The 25,368-nt window shown below is 69.9% G+C and carries 17 protein-coding genes; 16 read left to right on the top strand and 1 reads right to left on the bottom strand.

What is annotated here, in order from left to right; genetic code table 11:
* Positions 1-12: 12 nt before the first annotated feature.
* Positions 13-978 carry an ABC transporter substrate-binding protein gene (locus ACAV_RS11505; RefSeq protein WP_013594747.1) on the bottom strand — a complete coding sequence of 322 codons (966 nt, stop codon included), beginning with the start codon at positions 976-978 and terminating at the stop codon, positions 13-15.
* A 361-nt stretch (positions 979-1,339) separates the two neighbouring features.
* On the opposite strand from ACAV_RS11505, the gene ACAV_RS11500 reads away from it, so the two are divergent.
* The 16 genes from ACAV_RS11500 (at position 1,340) to ACAV_RS11425 (ending at position 25,343) form a co-directional block, all read left to right on the top strand.
* Positions 1,340-2,191, top strand: a complete 852-nt coding sequence (locus tag ACAV_RS11500) for an STAS domain-containing protein (RefSeq protein WP_013594746.1) — start codon at positions 1,340-1,342, stop codon at positions 2,189-2,191.
* Positions 2,192-2,203: 12 nt separating this feature from the next.
* Complete coding sequence (locus ACAV_RS11495; protein ID WP_013594745.1) at positions 2,204-2,578, top strand: STAS domain-containing protein; 375 nt, start codon at positions 2,204-2,206, stop codon at positions 2,576-2,578.
* Positions 2,568-2,972 carry an anti-sigma regulatory factor gene (locus ACAV_RS11490; protein WP_013594744.1) on the top strand — a complete coding sequence of 135 codons (405 nt, stop codon included), beginning with the start codon at positions 2,568-2,570 and terminating at the stop codon, positions 2,970-2,972. Before ACAV_RS11495 ends, ACAV_RS11490 begins: the two co-directional genes overlap by 11 nt.
* The gene (locus tag ACAV_RS11485; RefSeq protein ID WP_049791250.1) at positions 2,972-4,048 is read left to right on the top strand and encodes an ATP-binding SpoIIE family protein phosphatase; all 1,077 of its coding nucleotides are present in this window, start codon (positions 2,972-2,974) and stop codon (positions 4,046-4,048) included. The genes ACAV_RS11490 and ACAV_RS11485 overlap by 1 nt, the downstream gene beginning before the upstream one ends.
* 25 nt (positions 4,049-4,073) lie before the next feature.
* Positions 4,074-4,973 (top strand): sensor histidine kinase, encoded by a 900-nt coding sequence (locus tag ACAV_RS11480; RefSeq protein ID WP_013594742.1) that lies wholly within the window; start codon positions 4,074-4,076, stop codon positions 4,971-4,973.
* Positions 4,974-4,978: 5 nt separating this feature from the next.
* The gene (locus ACAV_RS11475; RefSeq protein WP_013594741.1) at positions 4,979-6,970 is read left to right on the top strand and encodes a hybrid sensor histidine kinase/response regulator; all 1,992 of its coding nucleotides are present in this window, start codon (positions 4,979-4,981) and stop codon (positions 6,968-6,970) included.
* A gap of 22 nt (positions 6,971-6,992) precedes the next feature.
* On the top strand, positions 6,993-9,662 hold the full coding sequence (locus tag ACAV_RS11470; protein ID WP_013594740.1) for a hybrid sensor histidine kinase/response regulator: 2,670 nt from the start codon (positions 6,993-6,995) through the stop codon (positions 9,660-9,662).
* Positions 9,659-10,267, top strand: coding sequence for a biliverdin-producing heme oxygenase (locus ACAV_RS11465; RefSeq protein ID WP_013594739.1), 609 nt, complete (start codon positions 9,659-9,661; stop codon positions 10,265-10,267). Before ACAV_RS11470 ends, ACAV_RS11465 begins: the two co-directional genes overlap by 4 nt.
* A gap of 76 nt (positions 10,268-10,343) precedes the next feature.
* Positions 10,344-12,581: a GAF domain-containing protein gene (locus tag ACAV_RS11460; RefSeq protein WP_013594738.1), complete on the top strand. Its 2,238-nt coding sequence runs from the start codon at positions 10,344-10,346 to the stop codon at positions 12,579-12,581.
* A gap of 35 nt (positions 12,582-12,616) precedes the next feature.
* Positions 12,617-13,006, top strand: a complete 390-nt coding sequence (locus ACAV_RS11455) for a response regulator (RefSeq protein WP_013594737.1) — start codon at positions 12,617-12,619, stop codon at positions 13,004-13,006.
* A gap of 279 nt (positions 13,007-13,285) precedes the next feature.
* Complete coding sequence (locus ACAV_RS11450; protein ID WP_013594736.1) at positions 13,286-14,593, top strand: glucose-1-phosphate adenylyltransferase; 1,308 nt, start codon at positions 13,286-13,288, stop codon at positions 14,591-14,593.
* Between the two features lie 23 nt (positions 14,594-14,616).
* Positions 14,617-16,746: a glycogen debranching protein GlgX gene (gene glgX / locus ACAV_RS11445; RefSeq protein ID WP_244875538.1), complete on the top strand. Its 2,130-nt coding sequence runs from the start codon at positions 14,617-14,619 to the stop codon at positions 16,744-16,746.
* Complete coding sequence (gene treZ / locus ACAV_RS11440) at positions 16,743-18,566, top strand: malto-oligosyltrehalose trehalohydrolase (protein WP_013594734.1); 1,824 nt, start codon at positions 16,743-16,745, stop codon at positions 18,564-18,566. Before glgX ends, treZ begins: the two co-directional genes overlap by 4 nt.
* A complete protein-coding gene (locus ACAV_RS11435; protein WP_013594733.1) occupies positions 18,563-23,551 on the top strand; it encodes a malto-oligosyltrehalose synthase in 4,989 nt (1,662 codons plus the stop codon). Before treZ ends, ACAV_RS11435 begins: the two co-directional genes overlap by 4 nt.
* Positions 23,548-25,074 carry a glycogen synthase GlgA gene (gene glgA, locus ACAV_RS11430; protein ID WP_013594732.1) on the top strand — a complete coding sequence of 509 codons (1,527 nt, stop codon included), beginning with the start codon at positions 23,548-23,550 and terminating at the stop codon, positions 25,072-25,074. Before ACAV_RS11435 ends, glgA begins: the two co-directional genes overlap by 4 nt.
* A gap of 50 nt (positions 25,075-25,124) precedes the next feature.
* Positions 25,125-25,343, top strand: a complete 219-nt coding sequence (locus tag ACAV_RS11425) for a hypothetical protein (RefSeq protein WP_013594731.1) — start codon at positions 25,125-25,127, stop codon at positions 25,341-25,343.
* Positions 25,344-25,368: the final 25 nt, after the last annotated feature.

Genomic DNA, 25,368 nt, shown 5'->3' with positions numbered 1-25,368 from the left:
GCGGCGGACGCATCACTTGATGAAGCTGTCGTCGAACATGGCGTTGAAGTTCTCCGGCTGCTTGCGCACCACGCCCGCCTCCAGCAGGATCGCGCCGGCATCCTTCATGAACTGCTGCAGCTCGCCCGCGAAGAACTTCTGGTTGGCGGCCTTGTCCTGCCAGCGCAGGTAGGCCGACGACTTGGCGAACGCCTCGCCCGTCTGCTTGACGGCGGCGCCCATGATCTCGTTGGCCTTGGCCGGGTCGGCCTTGATCATCTCCAGCGCGTCGAAGTACGACTGCGTAAGCGCCTGCGCGGCCTTCGGGTTCGCCTTGAGCCACTCGGGCGCGCAGCCGACGGTGTCCATCACCATCGGGTAGTCGATGGTGGTGGCGAGGATCCTGCCCGCCTGCGGGTTGGCGCGGATGGTGGAGAGGTACGGCTCGTACGTCATCGCGGCATCGTTCTGGCCCGACACGAAGGCCTGTGCGGCCGGCTGCGGCTCGAGCGACACGGTCTTCACGTCCTTGAGCGTCATGCCGTTCTTCGACAGCATCCAGGCCAGGCCGAAGTACGGCGCGGTGCCCGGTGCGCTCACGGCGACGGTCTTGCCCTTCAGGTCGGCGAAGCCCTTCACGTCGTTGCGCACCGCTATCCCGTCGGCACCGTAGGACTTGTCCATCTGGAAGATCTGCACGATGGGCACGCCGTTGGTGTTCCAGGCGACATGCGTCTCCACCGTGGTGGCGGCGCACTGGATGGCCTTGGATGCCAGGGCGAGGTGGCGGTCCTTCTGCGGGATCATCTTCAACTCCACGTCCAGGCCGTTCTTCTTGAAGATGCCGGCCTTGTCGGCCAGGGTCAGCGGCGCGAAGCCGGTCCAGCCGGACATGCCCAGCGCGATCTTCGTCTCCTGGGCCTGGGCGGCCATTGCCAGCCCGACCATGCCTGCCGCCGCGGCGATCCGCGACACACCACCCCATACCGTTCTGCCCATCGTCCTGCTCCTCGTGAATGAATGCACCTGGGAAATCGACTGCCCGCCATTCTTGCCCCCTGCCCATGCTGTCTATACAGGGTTAACGCGCAAGCATCCGGCTGCATGCACCTCCATGCAAGAAAGAGACCAGGGCTTCGCCCCGGGTAAACCCTGGCTGGAACGGCTTCCACGGGCACGGATGCTGCCCGGGAATCCCCGGCCCGGTGCGCCGGCTGTCCGCTGCACACCACAAGCGTGCAGCGCGATGGACCGGCCATGTCGGAGAGTTCCGTAAAAGCAGCCCCTGCCCCCCGGACGGACATGCCCCCGCCTTTAGAATTTGGCGCATCTACAACATCGAGCGAAAGCGGCCCCGGCCATGACTCTGCAGTACGAGGCCCTCGCGGCCATCCTGGATCGCAAGGAAGAGGCCATCATCCAGGAATGGCTGGCCGAAGCGGCCCAGGGCGATGCCCTGCATTCCGCTGGCGCCGTCTCCGATGCGCGCGACATCCTGCAGGCGCTGCGCACCGCATTGCAGAGCGCACCGCCGCCTGCCGGCCACCCGCAGGCGGGCAGCGCATGGCACACGCTCAACGGCGTGCTGGAAGCCCTGTCGCGCTCCCGCGCCGCCCGCGGCGAGACCGCCGGCGACACCAGCCTGTTCGTGCTCGCGCTCAAGAAGGCCCTGTTCACGCAGCTGCAGGCGACATCGCAGGACACCACCACCCTGCAGGCCGCGCTCTGGACCACCACCGCGCTGGTGGACCGCATGGCGCAGCACACGGTCAATACCTTCCAGTTGGCGCGCGAGGACATCATCCGCCGCCAGCAGGAAGAACTGCTGGAGCTGTCCACCCCGGTGGTCAAGCTGTGGGACGGCGTGCTCGCCGTGCCGATGATCGGAACGCTCGACAGCAACCGCACCCAGGTGGTGATGGAAACGCTGCTGCAGCGCATCGTGGATACGGGATCCGACATCGCCATCATCGACATCACCGGCGTGCCCACGGTGGACACGCTGGTCGCGCAGCACCTGCTCAAGACGGTGGCCGCCATCCGGCTCATGGGCGCCGACTGCATCGTGAGCGGCATCCGGCCGCAGATCGCGCAGACCATCGTGCACCTGGGCATCGACCTGCAGGGCATCCACACGCGTGCCACGCTCGCGGACGCCCTCGCCCTCGCGCTGCAGAAGAACGGCTGGCGCATCGACCGCGTGCGCGACTAACCAAGGAACGGCATGGAACGCATACCGATCCTCCGCATGGGCGACACCCTGCTGGTCACCATTCAGCTGGACATGCAGGACCGCACCGCCCTCGCCCTGCAGGAAGACCTCGCCACGCGCATCGCGGACACCGGCGCCACGGGCGTGATGATCGACATCTCCGGACTGGAGATCGTGGATTCGTTCGTCGGCCGGATGCTCAGCAGCATCTCCGGCATCGCGCGCATTCTCTCGGCACATACGGTCGTGGTCGGCATGCAGCCGGCCGTGGCCATCACTCTCGTGGAACTCGGCCTGTCGCTGGACGGCGTGCGCACCGCGCTCAACGTGGAGCGCGGCATGGAACTGCTGCGCCGCATCCGCGAGGAGGCCCCTCTTGGCCGATGAGACCTCGGGCACCCTGCCCCTCGAATCCGAGCAGCACATCGTGCTGTGCCGCCAGGCCGTCCGCACGCTGTGCGGCAGGCTGCGGTTCTCGCTGGTGGACCAGACCAAGGTCATCACCGCCGCCAGCGAGCTGTCGCGCAACACCCTGGTCCACGGGGGCGGAGGCCGCATGCGCTGGGAACTGCTCGACCAGGCCGGGCGCGCGGGCCTGCGCATGCATTTCGAGGACGAAGGCCCGGGCATTGCCGACCTGCAGCTCGCCCTGTCGGACGGCTGGACTTCCGGCGGCGGCATGGGCCTGGGCCTGCCGGGCAGCCGCCGGCTGGTGAACGACTTCGACATCCGTACCGCACCCGGCCAGGGCACCTGCGTGACCATCACGAAATGGAAGTGATGGACGTGACGCCCCATGCCCCCGCCGAGGTCCTGCACGGCTGGACCCATGTCGCCTTCCCGATCGATGACGCCAGCCGCGTCGGCGAGGCACGGCGCTTCGGCGCGCACGCCAGCGCGGAAATGGGCTGGAACGCCACCGACGCCGGCCGGCTCTCGCTGGTCGTCACCGAACTGGCCACCAACCTGCACCGGCACGCCCGCAGCGGCCGGTTGCTGATCGCGGCCATCCCCGGGCGCCGTACGGTGGAGGTCATCGCCATCGACAACGGCCCTGGCATTGCCGACCTGCGGCTGGTGATGCGCGACGGCTATTCCACCGGCGGATCGCCCGGCACGGGGCTGGGTGCCGTGCGGCGCCTTTCGGACAGCTTCGATCTCCATTCCACGCCCCAGGGCACCGTCTGCGTCGCACGGGTGCAGGAACGCCCGCAGGAGGAAGAGGATGGCTTCGCGGCCGCGGATGCCGTTGCGCACCGCACTGCCCCTCTCCCTGCGGTCCGCATCGGCGCGATCTGCCTGCCTCTGCGGGGAGAGACCGTCTGCGGCGACGCATGGGCGGCGGCCCTCGACGGAGAGCGCGTGGCGCTGTGCGTGGCCGACGGGCTCGGGCACGGCCCCGAGGCGGCCCGGCCTTCGCAGGCCGCGCTGTCGGTCTTCCTGCAGTCGCCGTTCAGCGAGCTCGGCGGCGTGGCCGACCGCGCCCACCTGGCGCTGCAGGGCACGCGCGGCGCGGCCGTGTGCAGCCTGCGCTGGGAGGGCCCGCAAGCCCCCGTGCACAGCGCCAGCATCGGCAACGTATCGGCGCGGCTGGTTTCCGGCGTGGCCGACCGGTCGGTGCCCGCGGCGCACGGCACCGTGGGGCTGCACATCCGCAGGGCCAGCGAAACGGCCACACAGGCCCCCGCGCATGCACTCGCCATCGTGCACACCGACGGCATCGAATCGCGCTGGCTTCCTGCCGTCCTCCATCCCCTGCTCGGCCGCGACCCTGCGCTCGCGGCCGCCGTGCTGCTGCGCGACCACCACCGGGCCCGCGACGATGCCACCGTCGTCGTGGTCCAGCGCACGGGCTGAGCCCGCGTACCCGAGGAACCGCACGATGACATCCGAGCACGAAGACCAGGCCACGGCCACCTCTGCCGAGGCGCTGCGCGCCGCGCTGGCGGCCAGCCAGCAGGAAATCGAACTGCTGCGCGCGGAACTGGAGGAAACCAACCGCGGCGTGGTGGCGCTGTATTCGGAACTGGACACGCAGGCCGAACAACTGCGCAAGGCCACCGAAATGAAGAGCCGCTTCCTGGCGTACATGAGCCATGAGTTCCGCACGCCGATCAGTTCCATCCGCAGCATTGCCCGGCTGCTGGCCGACCACGTGGACGGCCCGCTGAATGCCGAGCAGTCGCGGCAGGTGGCCTTCATCCAGGCCACGGCCATGGAGTTCTCCGACATGGTGGACGACCTGCTCGACCTCGCGAAGATCGAGGCCGGCCGCGTGGATATCTCGCCCGCCTGGTTCGAGATGGTGGACCTGTTCCAGGCCCTGCGCGGCATGTTCAAGCCGGTCGCCACCAACCCCGAGCTCAACCTGGTGTTCGAGGAGCCCCGCAACCTTCCAGCGCTCTTCACGGACGACCGCAAGCTGTCGCAGATCCTGCGCAACTTCATCTCCAACGCGCTCAAGTTCACGCCGCGCGGCGAGGTCCGCGTATCCGCGCAGGCCTGCGACGGCGAGCGCGTGCGGTTCTCCGTGGCCGATACCGGCATCGGCATCGCTCCCGAGTTCCACGCCCGCGTGTTCGAGGATTTCTCGCAGGTGGGCTCACCCCTGCAGAAGCGGCTGCGCGGCACGGGCCTGGGGCTGGCGCTGTGCCGCCAGCTCGCCGAACTGCTCGGCGGCGCCGTGGAACTGCAGAGCGTGCCCGGCGAAGGGTCGGTGTTTTCCGTGACGCTGCCCGTGCGCCTGCCGGAGCCCACGCCCGCCACCGGGCCTGCGGAGTGACGCATATGCTGGACGTCGGAGCCATCCATGCGACCATCGAACGCTCGGCCCACACCGTGCTGGTGGTGGACGACAACCCGGTCACCCGCTACTCCACCGCACGCATCGTGCGCGCGGCGGGCTTCCAGACCGAGGAAGCCGAGAGCGGCGCCCAGGCCCTGCAGATGGCGGGCCAAGGCATCTCGGCCGTGGTGCTGGACGTGCACCTGCCGGACATCGACGGTTTCGCCGTCTGCCGCGCGCTGCGCGCCCGGGAAGACACGGCCCAGTTGCCCGTGATGCATCTTTCGGCAGCCCACGTGCATGCCGAAGACCGCGTCACCGGCCTCAACGCCGGGGCCGACGCCTACCTCACCCATCCCGTGGAGCCCGCGGTGCTGGTGGGCACCCTGCAGGCACTCATCCGCGCGCGCACCGCGGAGGACAGCCTGCGGCGCAGCGACCGGCGTTTCCGCGCCATCTACAGCCAGGCCCTGAGCGGCATCGGGCTGCTGGAGCGCGACGGGTGCTTCACCGACGTCAACCCGGCGATGGCACGCCTGCTGGGGCGCACCCGCCAGGAAGTCCTCGGCCGCTCGATCAGCGAGTTCGCCCCGCCCGGCTGGGTGGACTTCGTCAGGGACAAGACCGTGGACAGCGGCCAGTCGGCCACGTGGCAGGGGGAGTTCCCGCTCATGCGGCCCTCGGGCCAGTGGGTGTACCTGGAATGGAGCATTTCCGCGCACGTGGAGCCCGGCCTGCGCATGGCCCTGGCCGCCGACATCTCCGAGCGGGTGGAACTCGACAGCCGCCGCCAGGAGGTGCTGGAGCGCGAGCAGGCGGCCCGCGCCACGGCCGAGCGCCTGAGCCGCACCAAGGACGACTTCATCGCCGTGCTGTCGCACGAGCTGCGCACGCCGCTGAACGCGATTGCCGGCTGGGTGCACATCCTCAAGCGGCGCGGCGGCACGCCGGAACTCATCAAGGGGCTGGACTCCATCCACCGCAACGTCAAGGCGCAGGCGCGCATCATCTCCGACATCCTCGACGTCTCCCGCATCAACAGCGGCAAGCTCCACCTGGAGCGCGAATGGACGCAGCCCGCCGAAGTGGTGCGCTCCGCGATCGATGCACTGCAGGCCTCCATCGCCGAGAAGCACCTCGAGATCGTGCTGACTGCGGGCGAAGACATCGGGCCGGCGTGGCTCGACCCGACGCGCTTCCAGCAGATCTTCTGGAACCTGCTGACCAACGCCATCAAGTTCTCGAACGACAGCGGACGCATCGACGTGTCGATGTCCCGCGCCGGCGATGCGCTCACGCTGACCGTGCAGGACTTCGGACGCGGCATCTCGCCCGAATTCATCGAGCATCTCTTCGACCGGTTCACCCAGAGCGACTCACCGGACAACCGCCGCCACGGCGGCCTGGGCCTCGGCCTGTCCATCGTCAAGCACCTGGCGGAACTGCATGGCGGCGGTGTCGAAGCCTACAGCGCCGGCACGGGAGAAGGCACCACGATCACGGTCACCCTCACCGCGGCCTACGAAGGCGGCGCCAGCGCCAGCATGCCTGCCGTCCTGGCGTCCGACGAGCCGGTGCCGGAGCCGGCCGAGGCCGATCGTCCGCTCAGGGGGCTGGACATCCTCACCGTCGAAGACCACCCGGACGCGAGCGAGATGCTGACCGTCGTCCTCTCGGACGGGGGCGCCCGCCCCCGCCAGGCGGTAGATTTCGACTCCGCGGTGCAGGCGCTGCGCGAGCGCTGGCCCGATGTGGTCGTGAGCGACATCGGCCTGCCCGGGCGCGATGGCTACGAACTCGCGCGCGCGCTGCGCGACATGCCCGTGCCGGAGGGGCTCAAGCCTCCCATCGCGATCGCGCTCACCGCGTTTTCGCGCCCGCAGGACGCGAACAAGGCCCTGGAAGCGGGTTTCGACGCGCACCTGGGCAAGCCTCTCCAGCCCCATGCCCTGATGGCCACCATCGCGCGCCTGATGGCCGCCCGCCCGGCTTGAGGCCCCGACGTCCCCCGACGCCATGACGCCCCCACCGCATCCACCCGCCGAACGCCATGCCGACATCTTCATCGGCCAGAGCGAGATGGCACGCCGCATGCGCCAGCACGACTGGGAAGCGACGCCGCTCGGGCCGCCCGAACGCTGGCCCCTGGGGCTGAAGGCCGCCCTGCGCATCCTGCTGACTTCACGCTTCGAGATGTGGGTGGGCTGGGGCCCGGACATCGCCTTCTTCTACAACGATGCCTACCGCCCCACCCTGGGCACCAAGCACCCCCACGCCCTCGGACGCCCCACGGCGGAGGTCTGGGCCGAGATCTGGGACGACGTGAAGGACCGGATGCACGCGGTGTACCAGCGTGGCGAGTCCACCTGGGATTCGTCCCTCATGCTGCTCATCGACCGCGCCGGCACCGGCACGCTGGAGGAGACCTACCACACCTTCTCGTACAGCCCGCTGCTGGACGACGACGGACGCGTCAACGGCCTCTTCTGCGCGGTGTCCGAAGAGACGCGCCGGGTCATCAGCGAGCGGCGCCTGGCGATACTGCACGAGCTGGGCGCGGCGATGTCGATGGGCGGCACCCGCCAGCAGGTCGTGGACGGCGCCTGCCTCACCCTGGCGAGCGCGCAGAAAGACCTGCCCTTCTCGCTGATCTACCTCTACGATGCCCACGGCACGGCGCGGCTGGCCTGCAATGCCGGCGTGCCTTCGGGCCACCGGCTGGCGCCGCGCGAGATCGCCCCCGGCACGCCGTGGCCCTGGCGCCTGGACCGGCTCGCCGCCGGCGAGGCCGCGTTCGCGGTCCCCCTGGAACCGGCGGCCGACACCCCCACCGGCGCATGGCAGGTGCCGCCGCATGCCGCCTTCGTGGTGGCGCTGCCCCCTCAGGGGGACGCCCGGTCCGCGGGCTTTCTCGTGTGCGGAGCCAATCCGCTGCGCCCCGGCGACGACGCGGAGACCCGGTCATTCGTGCAACTGCTCGCCGGGCAGGTGGCGCCCGCCATCGCGCAGGCCGAGGCGCTGGAATCCCGCACGGCCGAGCGGGACCGCCTGCGCGAACTGTTCAGCAAGGCGCCGGGCTTCATGTGCGTGCTGCGCGGGCCCGACCACGTCTTCGAGTTCGTCAATGACTCGTACCAGCAGCTCATCGGCCGCAGGGACCTCGAAGGCAAGTCCATCCGCGAAGCCCTGCCGGAACTGCAGGGCCAGGGCATCCACGAACTGCTCGACGAGGTATACCGCAGCGGCAGGCCCTATATCGGCAAGAACCTCAAGGTCATGTTGCAGCGCGAGCCGGGCGGTCCGCTGACGGAGCACTACCTGAACTTCATCTACCAGCCCACGCTGGACGGCATGGGGGCGGTGAACGGCATCTTCGCCGAAGGCTACGACGTGACCGACCAGCGCATGGCCGAACAGGAATTGCGCACCCTCAACAGCCACCTGGAAAGCCGGGTGGCCGAACGCACCCGCGACCTGGAGGATGCCCTGGCGCGCCTCACCGCCGAATCCCGCGAGCGCGAGGCCATCCAGGAGGCGCTGCGGCAGTCGCAGAAGATGGAAGCCGTGGGACAGCTCACCGGCGGCCTCGCGCACGATTTCAACAACCTGCTGGCCACCATCAGCGGCAGCCTCGAACTGCTCAACCGGCGCGTGGCACAGGGGCGCTTCGATGACCTGGCCCGCTATGTGACGGTCGGCCAGGGCGCCGCGCGCCGCGCCGCCTCGCTCACCCACCGCATGCTGGCGTTCTCGCGCCGGCAGACGCTCGACCCCAAGCCCACCGACGTGAACCGCCTGGTGCGTGGCATGGAGGAGCTCATCCGCCGCACCATCGGGCCCGAGACGGAGCTGGAGGTTGTGAACGCCGTGGGCCTGTGGACCACCCACGTGGACCCGCACCAGCTCGAGAGCGCGCTCCTGAACCTGTGCATCAATTCGCGCGACGCCATGCCCGGCGGCGGGCGGCTCACCATCGAGACCGCCAACGCCTGGATGGACGAGCGGGCAGGCCGCGAACGCGACCTGCCGCCGGGCCAGTACGTCTCGCTGTGCGTGACCGATACCGGTACCGGCATGGCGCCCGAAGTGATGCGCCGGATTTTCGAACCCTTCTTCACCACCAAGCCGATCGGCATGGGCACGGGCCTGGGCCTGTCGATGGTGTATGGATTCGCGCGGCAATCGGGCGGGCAGGTGCGAGCGTATTCCGAACCGGGCATGGGCACGACGATGTGCATCTACCTGCCGCGCCACGAAGCCCAGCCCGAAGACTCCGACATCCCCACCCTGCAGTTGCCCGAGGCCGGTGAAGGATCGGGGGTCGTGCTGGTGGTGGACGACGAGCCGAGCGTGCGCGCCCTGGTGGTGGAAGTGCTGCACGAGATGGGCTACCAGACCATCGAGGCGCACGACGGAGCCTCCGCCCTGCAGGTGCTGCAGTCGCGCACCCATCTGGACCTGCTGATCACCGACGTCGGCCTGCCCGGCGGCATGAACGGACGCCAGCTGGCCGACGGCGGGCGCCTCACGCGGCCCGACCTGCAGATCCTCTTCATCACCGGCTATGCAGAGAACGCGGCCGTGGGCAACGGCCATCTGGAGCGCGGCATGCACGTGCTGACCAAGCCCTTCACGCTCGACGCGCTGGCCCACCGCGTGCGAACCCTCATCCGGCAACCGTCATGAGGCCTGCCGTACCAGACTGCCTGGGCGCCCTGCGGGACGCCACGCGCACGCGGCATGAACACCTGGACGCGAACCTGCCCATCGCGCGCCCGGGCGCCGGGCTGGACGACTACGTCCACCACGCGCGCGCCCTGGCGGCCTGGCTCCAGGCGCTGTCCCCGCAGCTTCGCCTGATCGACGACGGCGCATCCGCCTGGCGGCTGGACGATCCGGCGCGGCGGGACGCCCTGCGCGACGACCTGGCGGACGCCGCAGCCGCCCCGCCACCGTGCGTGGCTGCGGACGCACGCGCGGCCATCGACACGGCGCTCGCGGCATGCCCCGGACGCCAGGCGGCCGTGGCCTGGGGAATGGCCTACGTGGTGGAAGGGTCTCAGCTCGGAGGACAATGGCTCTACCGGCGACTGGCCCAGCCCCTGGCGCCCCACCCGCTGCGGTATCTGCAGGGCAGCGGCAGCCGCACGGCGGAGCGCTGGAAGGATTTCACGGCCCGCCTGGCCCGCAACGTGCAGACGCCAGCCGACATCGAAGCCGCCTGCGCCGGGGCGCGCGGAGCCTTCGATGTCTTGCAACGGCTGTACGATCCCCAGGAAACACCCGCATGACCGCTCCATTCCCTTCCCTTCGCGCCGGCCGGTCGGTGGCCGCCCGGGCGCGATGCGGCCCGATGGAGCCCTTTCCATGACCCTCCCGCTCCACACCGCGGCCCCCGCGGCAGCGACCCTCGACAATTGCGACCGCGAGCCGATCCACATTCCTGGAAGCATCCAGGACCACGGCGCGCTCGTCGCTTTCGATGGCGACGGCGTCGTTCGCTATGCGAGCGCCAACGCGGAGGCTCTCCTGGGCTGCCCCCTGGAGCCGGGCAGCGTGCTCGACGGGCTGCAGCCCCAGGCCCCCTGCTCGGCCGTGGCCGACAAGGTGCGCGAAGGCCTGCTGGCCCTGCATGGCGAAGCCGAGGTGCCCATGCCCGCGGAACTGCAGGTGGGCAGCCGGCAATTCGACGTGGTGCTGCACATCAGCGACAAGCTGCTCGTGGCCGAATTCGAGTCGCGCCGGCACAGCAGCGCCGAACTGGCCGTGTTCGCGGTGCAGGCGCACCGGGCCATGGAAAAGCTGCGCCGACCCCGCGCCATCGACGACCTGCTGCAGCTCGCCACCGAAGAGCTGCGCGCGCTCACGGGCTTCGACCGCGTGATGGCCTACCGCTTCCGGCCCGACGGCAGCGGCGAGGTGGCCGCAGAGTCCTGCATTCCCACGCTGGACCCCTACCGGGGGCGGCGCTATCCGGCCAGCGATATCCCCGCCCAGGCCCGGCGCCTGTATGTCGTCAACACCCTGCGCCTCATCGCCGACGTGGGCGCGCCCGTCGTGCCGCTGCAGCAGCGGGAGCCCGCACCGCTCGACCTGAGCGCCAGCATCCTGCGCAGCGTCTCGCCCATCCACATCGAATACCTCGCCAACATGGGCGTGGCCGCCTCGATGAGCGTGTCCATCGTCATCAATGGCCAGCTCTGGGGCCTGCTGGCATGCCACCACATGCAGCCGCGCCAGGTGCCCTACAGCGTGCGCATGGCCTGCGATGTCATCGCGCAGGTGCTGTCGTCCAACATCCAGAACTCCCTGCTGCGTGCCCAGACGGAACGCACCGAGGCCGCCGCTGCCGTGCGCTCGCGCCTCATCGCGGACATCCTGCACTCGGACGACGAGTACGCCGCGCTGGCCCGCCACGCGACCGAGCTCTGCGCCACCCTGCACGCCGAAACGGCCGTCGTGGCCACGGGCGCCAAGCTGCAGCTTTTCGGCGGCATCCACGAAGAAGCGGCACAGGCCATCCTGGAATGGCTCGGCACCGGCCCCGAGGACGTCTCCCCGGACCGCTTGTTCCACACCCATTCCCTGCCCCGCCGCATGGGGCCCCTGGCCGACCGGGCGGCACCGTGGTGTGGCCTGCTGGCTTTGCCTTTCGACCGGGAACGCGGAGGCTGGGCGCTTTTCCTGCGCCGCGAGCAGATCGAAACCATCCACTGGGGCGGCCGGCCGGAGAAGGAAGTCCGCCCCGGCCCGCTGGGCCCGCGGCTCACGCCCCGTGGCTCGTTCGAGCTGTGGAAGGAGACCGTCCGGGCGACGGCCGAGCCATGGGAGGGCGTGGAACTCGACATCGCCGGGCAGGTGCTGGACGAACTGCAGCGCGCGCAGCATGCCCGGCATGCCGAACTCAACCGCGCCCGCACCCAGCTCATGGCGGTGCTCGGCCATGACCTGCGCGATCCCCTGCACTCCATCAGCATGGCCGCGCGCGTGCTGGAAAAGGACGGCGACGCCAGCGGGCGGACCGGCCGGCTGGGCCAGCGCATCCAGTCGTCCAGCAGCCGCATGCAGCGCCTCGTCAGCCAGGTCATGGACATGTCCCGGCTGCAGAGCGGCCTGGGGCTGGACCTGCAGATCGCCCGCACCGACCTCTCCGCCCTGCTCGCCGACCTCATCGACGAAGCCCGCACCGCCCACCCCGACATCGAACTGCGCATCCAGCTGCCCCCGCTGCTGGAAGCCAGCGTGGATGCCGACCGGATCGCCCAGGTGGTCGTGAACCTCATGAGCAATGCGCGCCACCATGGCCGCCCCGGGCATCCGATCCATGTCGGTGCCGATCCGCTGCCGGAAGGCGGTGTCGCCATTTCCGTGCGGAACGTGGCCGCGCCCATCGACGATGCCGTTGCCGGCAACCTTTTCAGCCCGTTCAAGGCCTCCTCGACCGGCAATGCCCGCAACCGCTCCGGCATGGGCCTGGGGCTCTACATCGCCTACGAGATCGTCAAGGGCCACGGCGGCACCATCGCCTATACCTACGATGACGGCCATGTGGTTTTCTCGGTACGGATTCCCCCCGCGGGCTCGGGCACAATCGCCGGTTCCTGAAAACGGCCGTTCCGGCCGAGGAACCGCGCCACTTCATGCACGCAGACATTCTCATCGTTGACGACAACCACGAAGCGGCCGAGCTGCTGCGTGACCTGCTGGAACTCAACGGACACAGCGTGCGGGTGGCGCTCGACGGTGCACAGGCGATCGCGCAGATGCAGGCGCAGCCCGCGCCCCTGCTGCTGGTGGACCAGCACCTACCGGACATGCTCGGCGCGGAACTGGTGCCACGGCTCAAGGACATCGCCGCCGGCGCGGGCCTGCCCGCATGCATCGCCATCGGCATCACCGGCCTGAGCGCCGCCGAGCGCGAAGCCCTGGGCGGCTTCGATCACGTGCTCGGCAAGCCGCTGAATTTCGATACCTTCGACGCGCTCATCGCGCGCTCAATCGCCAGCCTGGGCCAGCCCGGCGGGGCCTGACCACCCGCTCATCCAGGATTTCCCGGCCCGGCGCCCGGGCCTGCTCATCCGCACGTAGGTGGCCACTGACAGCGCCTCGTAGGAACTTCCTGCAACCTTTTGTTGCGGCGCAACAGAACATGGCGGGGTAGCCCTCCTGCCATGCCCCAGCCCGCACTCCCAGCCCTGCCCGCACGACGCCCCGACCGGCGTACTTGGCCGTGCGCGGACGGCGGCGGTCCGGCAGCGGCATCCCCCGTTTCCGCGCCCTTCCACGTTTGATCCTCCGGGAGTCCCACCATGTCCAGCACCAAGAACGTTCTCGCCATCGTCATGGCCGGCGGCGAAGGCTCTCGCCTGCACCCGCTCACGGCCGAGCGCTGCAAGCCGGCCGTGCCCTTCAACGGCAAGCACCGGATCGTCGATTTCGTGCTCTCGAACCTCGTCAACTCCGAGATCTACTCGATCTACCTGCTGGTGCAGTACAAATCGCAGTCGCTCATCGAGCACATCCGCCAGTCCTGGACGATGACCCGCTTCATCCCCCAGCACTTCGTCACCGTGGTGCCGCCGCAGATGAACAACGGCCCGGAGTGGTTCCAGGGCACGGCCGATTCGGTGTACCAGAACATCCACCTGATCGAGACGTTCAAGCCCGACATCGTGGCCGTGTTCGGTGCCGACCACATCTACCGCATGGACGTGCGCCAGATGATCGACTTCCACACGAAGAACGACGCGCACGTCAGCGTGGCGACGCTGCCGGTGAAGCTCGCCGACTGCAACCAGTTCGGCATCGTGGAGACCGACGACAACCACCGCATCGTCGATTTCGTCGAGAAGCCGCAGACGCCGCCGCGCCCCATGCCCGGCAGCTCGACGCACGCCCTCGCCTCCATGGGCAACTACCTGTTCAACGCCGACATCCTGCTGGACGCCCTGCGCGAGGCCCACGAAACCGGCCACAGCGATTTCGGCAAGCACATCCTGCCGGCCATGCTCAAGTCGCATCGCCTGATGGCCTACGACTTCGACACCAACACCATCCCCGGCACCGAGCCCTACGAAGAGCACGGCTACTGGCGCGACGTGGGCACCATCGACGCCTACTACCAGGCGCACTTCGATACGCTGGGCGCCACGCCACGCTTCCGCATGACCAACCGCCACTGGCCCATCTACGCCAGCCCCGACCAGGCCGAGTCGGCCCAGATCGAGAACGGCGTCATCCACCGCTCCGTGGTGGGCTCGGGCAGCATCGTGGACGGTGCCTCGCTGGACAACGCCATGCTGCGCCGCTCGGTCGTGGTCGAGCGCGACGCCCGGCTCGAACACTGCATCGTCATGGAGCGCTCGCGCATCGGCCGCGGCGCGCAGGTTCGCCGCGCCATCATCGACCAGGACAACGACATCCCGGCGCACGAGCGCATCGGCTTCGACTTGGAGGCGGACCGCAAGCGCTTCCACGTGACCGAGAGCGGCATCGTCGTCGTGCCCCGCCAGTTCTTCAAGCCGCAGGGCCTGCAGTCCACCACCCCCAGCATCGGACGGGCACGCCCCTCCGTGGCGTCGGCATCCGAGGGCTCCGGCCTGAAGGTGGCCGCATGAAGGCAGGAGACGCGGCTCCACACATGACCTCCCGCCGCCCCCGCGCCACCCGGCATGTCGCCGAGGCCGGCCGGCCGCTGCCCCTGGGCGCCACGGCCGACCGCAACGGCGTGAATTTCGCCGTGCATGCGCCGGGCGCCGAACGTGTCGAGGTCTGCCTCTTCGCGGATGGCGAGAACGAGACGCAGCGCATCGTCCTGCCGGCCTTCACCGCCGGCACGTGGCATGGGCACGTCAAGGGACTCAAGCCGGGCCAGCGCTACGGCCTGCGCGTCCATGGCCCCTATGTGCCTGCGCAGGGGCAGCGCTTCAATCCCGCCAAGCTGCTCATCGATCCGTACGCCCGCGCGCTCGACCGGCCCGTGCTCGGTGCCGACGACCAGTTCGGCTACGAACTCGGCCACGAGGACGAGGACCATGCCATCAGCGGCGTGGACAACGGCGCCACCGCCCCCAAGGCCATCGTGGTGCGCTCGCGCTTCGACTGGGGGGACGACGCCCCGCCCCGCATCCCGCCCTCCAAGACCGTCTTCTACGAAATGCACGTCAAGGGCTTCACGCAGACGTTGTCCGGCGTTCCTGAAGGCCAGCGCGGCACGTACGCCGGGCTGGGATCGGAAGCCGCCGTCGCCTACCTGAAGGGCCTGGGCGTGACCAGCGTGGAACTGCTGCCCGTGCAGGCGTTCGTGGACGACAAGCGGCTCGTGGACGCGGGCCTGGCCAATTACTGGGGCTACAACACCATCGCCTTCTTCGCTCCCGAACCCCGCTATGCCGCGAGCCGCGGCGACGGTGGCACGGACGAGTTCAAGGCCATGGTCAAGACCCTGCACGCCGCCGGCATCGAGGTGATCCTGGACGTGGTGTACAACCACACGGCCGAGGGCAACCACCTGGGCCCCACGCTCAGCCTCAAGGGCATCGACAACGCCGCCTACTACCGCCTCTCGCCGGAGGATCCGCGCTTCTACGTGGACTACACCGGCACGGGCAACACCGTGGACACGAGCAGCCCCGCTGCCCTGCGCCTGGTCATGGACAGCCTGCGCTACTGGGTCACGGAGATGCACGTGGACGGCTTCCGCTTCGACCTGGCCTGCTCGCTGGGACGCGACGTTGCGGGCGCCTTCACCCACCGTGCGGCCTTCTTCGCCGCGGTGGCGCAGGACCCTGTGCTCTCGCGCGTCAAGCTCATCGCCGAGCCCTGGGACCTGGGCCCCGACGGCTACCAGGTGGGCGGCTTCCCCGACGGCTGGATGGAATGGAACGGCCGCTACCGCGACGTGGTGCGCGACTACTGGCGCGGCACCGACGGCAGTCTGCCCGCATTCGCCGCCTGCCTCTGCGGCAGCGCCGACATCCTGGAGGCCCGCCGCCGCCCCGCGACCGACAGCGTCAACATCGTCACCGTGCACGATGGCTTCACCCTGGCCGACCTCGTCAGCTACAACGAAAAGCACAACGAAGCCAACCAGGAAGACAGCCGCGACGGCGAAAACCACAACCGCAGCTGGAACTGCGGTGCCGAAGGCCCGACCGAGGACCCAGACATCCTGGCCCTGCGCGAGCGCCAGATGCGCAACTTCCTCGCCACGCTCTTCGTATCGCACGGCACGCCGCTGCTCCTGGGCGGCGACGAGCATGCCCGCACCCAGCAGGGCAACAACAACGGCTACTGCCAGGACAGCCCCCTGTCCTGGTACGACTGGGAGCACGCCGGCCGCAACGACGCCCAGCGCCGCTTCACCGCGGCCCTGATCGCCCTGCGCACCGAGTTGCCGGCCCTGCGCACCGCGGTCGCCGACGGCGGCCGGGCCGATTGCGTGGGAGTGCACTGGCACAGCGTCTGGGGCCTGCCCATGACGGCGGAGGAATGGGACGACCCGCAATCGCGCTGCGTCGCCGCCCTGATGGAGGCGGATGCCGGCGGCTGCGCGGCCCTCGTCCTCTTCAACGCGACCGGCGAAGACGCGACCTTCACCCTGCCCCAGGAGGAAGGTGGCCGCTCCTGGACCGTGCGTGTGGACACCCGCACCGCCGACGTGCCACCCGCCGATACCGCGCCGGTGGCTTCCGGAAGCCAATACGTGCTGCCGGGGCATGCCATGGCCATCCTTACCGCACTGGGCGCTTCCGGCGATCCCACTCCATGAAGCACCAGCACGACATGCCGATCGGCGCCCGTCTCCTGCCTGAGGGTGGCGTCCACTTCACCCTCTGGGCCCCCGCCGCCTCGCGGCTCACCCTCCACCACCGCAGCGCACCCGGCGCGGAACCCGCCCAGGTTCCGGCCCGCCGGGATGCGGACGGGTTCTGGCAGGCCACCGTGCCCGGGGCCGGCCCGGACACGCGCTACCAATGGCAGGCGGACGACGGCCCCCTGGTGCCCGACCCGGCATCACGCAGCAATCCCGATGGCCCGCACGGCCCGAGCCGCGTGACCGATCCGGCCGCCTTCGACTGGACGACCGAGGGCTGGACGGGCCGGCCGTGGAGCGACACCGTCCTCTACGAACTGCACGTGGGCACCTTCACGCCCGAGGGCACGTTCGCCGCGGCCATGGAACGGCTGCCCTGGCTGGCGGAGCAAGGCTTCACGGCCGTCGAACTCATGCCGGTGGCCACCTTCGGCGGGCGCCACGGCTGGGGCTACGACGGCGTGCTGCCGTTCGCGCCGCACCCGGCCTATGGCACGCCGGACGACATGAAGCGCTTTATCGACCGGGCCCACGCGCTCGGCCTGATGGTCTTCCTGGACGTCGTGTACAACCACTTCGGCCCGGACGGCAACTACCTGGGCAGCTACGCCCCGGCCTTCTTCTCCGAGACCCACCACAGCCCCTGGGGCGCGGCCATCAATTTCGACGGCAAGGACAGCGGTCCGGTGCGCGAGTTCTTCATCCAGAATGCGCTCTACTGGGTGCGGGAATTCCGCATCGATGGCCTGCGCCTGGATGCCGTCCATGCCATCGTGGACGATGGCTCCCCCCACGTGCTCGAAGACCTCGCGCAGCGCGTGCGGCAGGCCACCGCGGGCCGGCATGTCCACCTCGTCCTCGAGAACGAGAAGAACGAAAGCCAGCGCCTGGCCTCCCGGCCCGAACCCACGCGCTACGACGCGCAGTGGAACGACGACTTCCACCATGCCCTGCATGTCGCCCTCACCGGGGAGCGCCAGGGCTACTACGCCGATTACGCCCATGCGCCGCTCGAAGGCCTGGCGCACAGCTTTGCGGGCGGATACGTTTTCGCGCCCTCGCACCGCGACGGCGATGGCAGGCGCCTGGCACGGGCACCTGCCGCGCCGCAGCCCCTGGCGACCATGGTGAATTTCTGCGGCAACCACGACCAGATCGGCAACCGCGCCTTCGGCGAACGGCTCTCGCACCTCGTGCCGCAGCCCGCGGCCGAACTGGCGCTGCTGTCCGCGCTGCTCACGCCCGCCACGCCACTGGTGTTCATGGGCGACGAATTCGGCGCCGAAACCCCCTTCCTGTACTTCGCCGACTGGACGGGCGAACTCCGCGAGGCGGTGCGCCAGGGGCGCCAGCGCGAATTCCGGCTCGAAGCCGGCTCCGGCAGGGAACTGCCCGACCCCTGCGACGCCGCCACCCTCGAGCGCAGCCGCCTCGACTGGCGCCAGGCGAAAGCCCCTGCCGGCCAGGAGCGACTCGCGCTGGTCCGCAATGCCCTCGCCGCGCGCCGGCAGTGGATCGCGCCGCGCCTGTCCCGGCTGCGTTCCGGAACGCACACGGCGCGCCGCGTGGGAGCAGCCGGGCTGCAGGTGGAATGGGACTACGATGATGGAGCACGCCTCGTGATGCAAATGAACCTGGGCACGGAATCCGTGGTCGAGGGCCCCGGGCAGCCGGCCAGCGCGCCCGGCACGCCGGTCTTTCAGCACCGCTGGGACGGCGGTGGCACCTGGTCGCCATGGTCCGCGCGGTGGATGCTGCAGGAGGTTCCGGCATGAACGGCCACCACCACGGGGGCCATGACGGCCTGCACGAACGTGCCCGCCGGGCAGGCATCGCGCTCCAGTACGCCAGCTTCTGGGGTGAACACCGCGACGTGCCGCCGGAAGTGCTCGAGCGCGCCCTGTCGGCCATGGGATCGCATGCCGACGCCGGTGCGCTGCAGGAGCCCATCGTGGTGGAGGAAGGCCAGCCGGCCGAGATCGCATGGCATGCCGCCGCCTCCTGGCGCCTGGTAACCAGCGAAGTCGAGGCCGAGGAAACCGCCTGCGAGGGCCAGGGCCCGGTCGCGCGGCTGCCGGCCACGCTGCGCGCGGGCTACTACCGCCTCGTCGGGCCCGGAACGCAGGAAGAGCGCTTCGTCATAGTCGCGCCCGCGCGCTGCTGGTCGCCCGAGCCGCTGCGCCACGGTGAACGATGGTGGGGCCTGAGCGTCCAGCTGTACTCGCTGCGCTCGGACCGCAACTGGGGCATCGGAGACTTCTCCGATCTCTGCGACCTGGTGGCCACCGCCGCCGCCCAGGGCGCCGCCTTCGTCGGCCTGAGCCCGCTCCACGCCCTGCGCATGGACCGCCCGGACCTGGCCAGCCCCTACAGTCCGTCCAGCCGCCTCGCGCTCAACCCGCTGTTCATCGACGTGACCGCGATGCCGGAGTTCCTGCGCAGCAGCGCCGCGCAGGCGCTCCACGCCGACGGCGTGTTCCAGCAGCGGCTGCAGGCCCTGCGCACCGCGGAAACGGTGCAGTATGCCGAGGTCGCCGCCGCCAAGGAAGAGATGCTCGCCCTGCTGTGGGACGAGTTCCGCCAGGGCGACTGGGAATCGCTGAGCCCGCGCGGCCTCGCCTTCCAGGCCTTCATGAAGGAGCATGCCGCCACGCTGGCGCCGCATGCACTGTTCGAAGCCATCCAGCGCCACCTCGTACGCACATCGCCCGGCACCTGGGGCTGGCCCGCTTGGCCCGAGGAACTGCAGGATCCTCAGGGCCCCGCCACCCAGGCCTTCGCCAAGGACCATGCGGAAGCAGTGGCCTACCACATGTGGCTGCAGTGGACCGCCCACCTGCAGCTCGGGCAGGCAGGCGATCGCGCCCGCGCACTCATGCCGCTCGGCCTGTACTGCGACCTGGCCGTGGGCGCCAGCGACGGCGGCTCGGAAACCTGGACCCTGCAGAAGCTGTATGCGCGCGGCATGAACGTGGGAGCGCCGCCCGATCCGCTGAACACCCAGGGCCAGGACTGGGGCCTGCCGCCGCTCAACCCCGTCGCGCTGGCCGCAGCCCGCTTCATGCCCGTGCGCCGCCTGCTGCATGCCGTCATGCACCCCGCCGGAGCGCTGCGCATGGACCATGTGATGGCGCTCATGCGCCTTTTCTGGACCCACGGCGGCGCAGGTACCTACGTCGCCTATCCGCTGCAGGCACTGCTCGCGGTCCTCGCCGTCGAAAGCCATCGCCACCAGTGCCTGGTGATCGGCGAAGACCTGGGCAACGTGGCACCGCAGATGCGCGAGGCCATGGCGCAGCGCACCGTCCTCTCCTACCGCCCGCTGATCTTCGAGCGCATGGATGGCGGCGCCTTCCGGCCGCCCGCGCAATGGCCGGCGCAGGCCCTGGCCGTGGTGAGCACGCACGACCTGCCCACGCTGCGCGGATACTGGTCCGGCGAAGACATCGAGGTGCAGAAGCGCTTGGGCTGGCTGCCGGATTCGGAAGCCCACGCGCGCAGCCTGATCGAGCGTGCACAGGACCGTGTCCGGCTGCTGATGGCGCTGCAGGAAGAAGGCCTGCTGCCTCCCGGCGCCACGGTGGACGCCCAGTCCGTGCCCGAAGCCACGGCGGAGTTCACGGCCGCGGTGCATGCCTACCTCGCACGCACGCCCTGCTGGCTAGCGGCGGTGCAGATCGAGGATGCGATCTCACAGCTCGAACAGGTCAACGTGCCCGGCTCCACCGAGGACATGCAGCCCAACTGGCGCCGGCGCCTGGCCGTGCCGCTGGACCGGCTGGCCACGCACCCCTGCTTCGCCGCCGTGGCCTCGGCCATGCGCGCGCACCGGGGACGCCCCGCCATGCAGGCCCCCGTGGAAGACCTTCCCGCGCTCGACACCGCGGATGTGCCGCTTTCGACCTACCGCGTGCAGTTCCACAAGGACAACACCTTCGCGGACATGACCGCCGCCGTGCCCTACCTGCACGCGCTGGGCATCAGCCATCTCTACAGCTCGCCCTACCTCAAGGCCGCCCCCGGCAGCACGCACGGCTACAACGTGGTCGATCCCACGCAGCTGAACCCGGAAATCGGCGACGAGGCCAGCCATGCCGCGCTGTGCGATGCCCTGCAGGCGCACGGCCTCGGCCAGTTGCTGGACATCGTGCCCAACCACATGGGCGTGATCGATGCCCCCAATCCCTGGTGGGACGACGTCATGGAACACGGGCGGTCCGCCGCCCATGCCGGTTTCTTCGACATCGAGTGGGAGCCCGCCACCGCGAGCCTGCAGGGCCGCGTGCTGCTGCCCATGCTCGGCGGCCAGTACGGCCATGTGCTGGAGGCCGGCGAACTGCGCCTGGATTTCGATGCACAGGCCGGCCGATTCCTCGTGTGCTACTGGGACCACCGGCTGCCCGTCGATCCCCGGCACTACGCCCGCATCTTCGCGGCCGTGCCAGCACCGGCCCCCGGGGAAGCCGATGGCGACAGCGCGCTGCAGGCGCACTCCCTCATCGATGCCTTCGGCCGCCTGCCCGACCGCGACACCCCCGATGAAGGCGAGCGCGCCATGCGGCTTCGCGATGCGCCCCTCCACCAGCGGCGCCTCGCGGAGCTGGCCGGCGCGCATGCGTGGCTGCGCCAGTGGATTGCCGCCTGCCTGGCCCACTGGAACGGCCGCAAGGGAGAGGCCGGCAGCTTCGATGCGCTGGACGGCCTGCTGCGCGACCAACCCTACCGCCTGGCGGACTGGCGCGTGGCCGGCGACGACATCAACTACCGCCGGTTTTTCGACGTGAACTCCCTGGCCGCGCTGCGCATGGAGGAAACCTCCGTGTTCGAGGCCGCGCACGCCTGCATCTTCCGCTGGCTCGCGGAGGGCCGCATCACCGGCCTGCGCATCGACCACCCCGACGGCCTGGCCGATCCCGCGCAGTACTTCGACCGCCTGCAGCGGCGCTATGCGGCACTCGCCCGCGCCGCCGGCCGCGAACCCACGGCCCTCTACCTCGTGGTGGAAAAGATCCTGGCGGACCACGAGCCCCTGCCGGCCGACTGGCCCGTGCACGGCGCCACGGGCTACCGTTTCAGCAGCCTGGTCAACGGCCTCTTCGTGGACACCGCATCGCAGGCCGCCTTCGACGACGCCTACACCAGCTTCACCGGCGACACCAAGGACTTCGAGGAAGCGGTGTACGAGTGCAAGAAGCACATCATCGAGACCTCGCTCTACAGCGACCTGGGGTGGCTGGCCGATACGCTCTACCGCATCGCGCAGGCGGACCGGCGCACCTTCGATTTCACGCGCAACCAGCTGCGCATCGCCCTGACGGAAGTGGCGGCGGTCTTCCCCGTGTACCGCACCTACCTCGTGCCCGACGGCACGCCGCCCAGCGATACCGACCGGCGCCACGTCGCCTGGGCCGTCGCGGCCGCGCGCCGCCGCATGGGTACCAGCGAGGGCGGCGTGCTGGCCTATCTCGAAAGCGTCCTGCTCGGCGACGAGGGCGCGGCCCCGCCCCTGCGCGCGCGATTCATCCGCCGCTGGCAGCAATTCACGGCCCCGGTCATGGCCAAGTCCGTGGAAGACACCGTCTTCTACCGCTACGTGCGCCTGGTCTCCCTGAACGACGTCGGCTCGGAGCCACGCCGCTTCGGCCTGACCTGCGCGGCCTTCCACCAGGCCAACCTGCAGCGGGCCCGCCACCGCCCGCACAACCTGCTGGCCACCTCGACGCACGACAGCAAGCGGTCCGAAGACCTCCGGGCCCGCCTGAACGTGCTCTCGGAAATCCCCGCGCTGTGGGAAGACACCGCCCTGCAGCTGCGCGAGCTGGGCGAGCGCTTCACCACCGAGGTGGAGGGTGTGCAAGCCCCGCGGCCGCACGACCTCTGGGCCCTCTACCAGGCGCTGGTCGGCATCTGGCCCACCCACCCCACCGAGCCGCAGGAGCGCCAGAAACTGCGCGAACGCATCCAGCAGTACATGGTCAAGGCCATGCGCGAGGCCAAGCAGCAGACCAACTGGCTGTTCCCGGACGAGGCCTATGAAGGTGCGGTGGCGCGCTACATCGATGGCGCGCTCTCGACCGAACGTTTCGTGCGCGAACTGGAAAGATTCGTGCAGTCCATCGCGCCCTATGGCTTCCGCAACAGCCTCTGCCAGCTCGCGCTCAAGCTGACGGTGCCCGGCGTGCCGGACATCTACCAGGGCTGCGAGCAGTGGAACTTCAGCCTCGTGGACCCGGACAACCGCCGCCCCGTGGACTTCGGCGCCATGGCACAGGCACTGCAGCAGGTGCAGGCGCTCTATGGCCAGGGTGCCTATCCGTCGCCGGCGGACTGGGAGCGCCTCATGGCCCCGGTGCCCGGCCCCGATGCCAAGCAGCTGGTCACCTGGCGCCTGCTGCAGCTGCGGCAGGCCCTGCCCGACCTGTTCCGCCAGTCCACCTACCTGCCTCTTACGCTGGAAGGCCACGGTGCAGAGCACGCGTTCGCCTTCGCGCGCATCCGGGATGGCCGGGCCATCGTGGTGGTCTGCGCGCGCCTGCTCTATGGCCTGGCGGCGGCTGGGTGGCGCGGCACCCGGATCTCGGTGGCATCTGCCCACCCCGTGCTGGCCAAGGCCGACGGCTGGCAGGAATGGATGACGGGCCGGCGCATCGGCCCGGACACCGGTGAAGGATGGAGCGTGGAGGAAATCCTCGGGGAAGTGCTTCCGGACCGTCCCGGCCTGCCGTTCGCGGTGCTCGTGGGCGGAGAATCCGGCGCATGAAGATTCTCTTCGCCACATCGGAATGCGCCCCGCTGGTCAAGACCGGCGGCCTGGGCGACGTCAGCGCCGCGCTGCCGCCCGCCATCGCGGCCCTTGGCCACGAGGTGATGCTGCTCATGCCCGCCTATGCGGACATGCCGCTGCAGGGGCGGATCACGGGCTGGCATTCACTGCCTGCCGAAGGCCCGTGGCCCGCCGCGCAACTGCTGCGCGTGGACCGCGGCGGAAACGAGGTCCCCCTGCTGCTGCTCTCCTGCCCGCAGCTCTACGCACGCCCGGGATCTCCCTACGCCGGCGCACAGGGGGAACATCCGGACAATGCCCTGCGCTTCGGCCTGCTCGCCCACGTCGCCGCGCGCATCGGCACCCCGCAATCGCCCTGCGGCTGGACAGCGGACATCGTCCACGCCAACGACTGGCCCACCGCACTGGCCCCGCTCTACCTGCGACAGTTCCGCGACGCGGCCGGCCCCCGAAGTGACACGGTCGCCCGCAGCATGGTCACCGTCCACAACCTGGCTTTCCAGGGTGTGTTCTCCATGGACTGGGCGCAGCGCCTTGGCATAGAGGAGCGGCACCTGGGCATCGAGGGCGCAGAATTCTGGGGCCAGCTCTCCATGCTCAAGGCCGGCCTGCAGTACGCGGATGCCATCACGACGGTCAGCCCCACCTACGCACGCGAGATCCAGACACCCGAACTCGGCTTCGGCCTGGACGGCGTGCTGCGCGCCCGTGCCGACCGGCTGCAGGGCATCCTCAACGGCATCGACACGGCGCTCTGGAATCCCTTGCACGACCCGCTGATCGCGCAGCCATTCTCTGCCGGCAGCCTCGAGGGCAAGGCCGCCTGCAAGGCCGCCCTGCGCCACAGGCTGGGACTGGCACAGGACGGCGACCGCATGCTGTTCGGCCTTGTCGGCCGGATGACCGAGCAAAAAGGCATCGACTGGGTGATCGGCGGCGCCGAACGCCTGTTGCGCCAGGGCGGGCAGCTCGCCATCCTGGGCAGCGGCGACCCGGCACTGGAAAGCGCCCTGCGCGCACTGGCGAAGCGCCATCCCCGCCACATGCACGTCACCGTGGGCTTCGACGAAAGCCTCGCCCACGGCATCGAGGCCGGCAGCGACAGCTTCCTCATGCCGTCCCGCTTCGAGCCCTGCGGCCTGAACCAGATGTATAGCCAGGCCTACGGCACGCCCCCCGTGGTCACGCCCACCGGCGGTCTCGCCGATTCGGTCGTGGATGCCGACGACCCTGCGGGCAACGGCACGGGCTTCGTCCTGCGCGGGTCCAGCCAGGCCGCGTTCGACCAGGCCGTCGGCCGCGCCCTGCACCTCTGGAAAACCGCTCCCGACGCCTGGCGCCGCCTGCAGCGCAACGGCATGCAGCGCGATTTCGGCTGGGCGGCCTCGGCCCGGACGTACGTCCAGGCTTATGGCGCCGCACGTAACCGTTCGGAAACCCGCCCGCAAACGGCCTCAGCCTTGTCCTACAGGGAGCCGGGACCCGCGGCGGAATACTGACGCTACGCCGGCAGACCACCGGCGCTCCCCGCGTTTTCTAGGAGCCCGACATGATCCGCAAAACCTGGCCTTTCCTGTCGTCGTATCAGGAGCGTGACGACATCGGCGACACCGTGGCACCCGCTTCGGCCGAGCCTGCCGACACGTCGTCCGTCCTTCCGGCGGCTTACGCCGACGCAAAGCCCCGCATCCGGCCCGCACATGCTGCCTTGATGGGCAGCCCTGTGCCCCAGGGATCCCCGTCGCAAACCTCGGCCTGCGCGGGCTGAACGCCCCACACCGCTTCCGCAGGGG

It is taken from the genome of Paracidovorax avenae ATCC 19860 (assembly GCF_000176855.2).
GTDB lineage: Bacteria > Pseudomonadota > Gammaproteobacteria > Burkholderiales > Burkholderiaceae_C > Paracidovorax > Paracidovorax avenae.
This window is presented reverse-complemented; position numbering and strand designations above follow the sequence as displayed.

What these genes read in the sequence shown, in the direction of transcription:
- ACAV_RS11505 (WP_013594747.1), bottom strand. Translation starts at nt 978, where the DNA reads ATGGGCAGAACGGTATGGGGTGGTGTGTCGCGGATCGCCGCGGCGGCA.
- ACAV_RS11500 (WP_013594746.1), top strand. Translation starts at nt 1,340, where the DNA reads ATGACTCTGCAGTACGAGGCCCTCGCGGCCATCCTGGATCGCAAGGAA.
- ACAV_RS11495 (WP_013594745.1), top strand. Translation starts at nt 2,204, where the DNA reads ATGGAACGCATACCGATCCTCCGCATGGGCGACACCCTGCTGGTCACC.
- ACAV_RS11485 (WP_049791250.1), top strand. Translation starts at nt 2,972, where the DNA reads ATGGACGTGACGCCCCATGCCCCCGCCGAGGTCCTGCACGGCTGGACC.
- ACAV_RS11480 (WP_013594742.1), top strand. Translation starts at nt 4,074, where the DNA reads ATGACATCCGAGCACGAAGACCAGGCCACGGCCACCTCTGCCGAGGCG.
- ACAV_RS11475 (WP_013594741.1), top strand. Translation starts at nt 4,979, where the DNA reads ATGCTGGACGTCGGAGCCATCCATGCGACCATCGAACGCTCGGCCCAC.
- ACAV_RS11470 (WP_013594740.1), top strand. Translation starts at nt 6,993, where the DNA reads ATGACGCCCCCACCGCATCCACCCGCCGAACGCCATGCCGACATCTTC.
- ACAV_RS11465 (WP_013594739.1), top strand. Translation starts at nt 9,659, where the DNA reads ATGAGGCCTGCCGTACCAGACTGCCTGGGCGCCCTGCGGGACGCCACG.
- ACAV_RS11460 (WP_013594738.1), top strand. Translation starts at nt 10,344, where the DNA reads ATGACCCTCCCGCTCCACACCGCGGCCCCCGCGGCAGCGACCCTCGAC.
- ACAV_RS11455 (WP_013594737.1), top strand. Translation starts at nt 12,617, where the DNA reads ATGCACGCAGACATTCTCATCGTTGACGACAACCACGAAGCGGCCGAG.
- ACAV_RS11450 (WP_013594736.1), top strand. Translation starts at nt 13,286, where the DNA reads ATGTCCAGCACCAAGAACGTTCTCGCCATCGTCATGGCCGGCGGCGAA.
- glgX (WP_244875538.1), top strand. Translation starts at nt 14,617, where the DNA reads ATGACCTCCCGCCGCCCCCGCGCCACCCGGCATGTCGCCGAGGCCGGC.
- treZ (WP_013594734.1), top strand. Translation starts at nt 16,743, where the DNA reads ATGAAGCACCAGCACGACATGCCGATCGGCGCCCGTCTCCTGCCTGAG.
- ACAV_RS11435 (WP_013594733.1), top strand. Translation starts at nt 18,563, where the DNA reads ATGAACGGCCACCACCACGGGGGCCATGACGGCCTGCACGAACGTGCC.
- glgA (WP_013594732.1), top strand. Translation starts at nt 23,548, where the DNA reads ATGAAGATTCTCTTCGCCACATCGGAATGCGCCCCGCTGGTCAAGACC.
- ACAV_RS11425 (WP_013594731.1), top strand. Translation starts at nt 25,125, where the DNA reads ATGATCCGCAAAACCTGGCCTTTCCTGTCGTCGTATCAGGAGCGTGAC.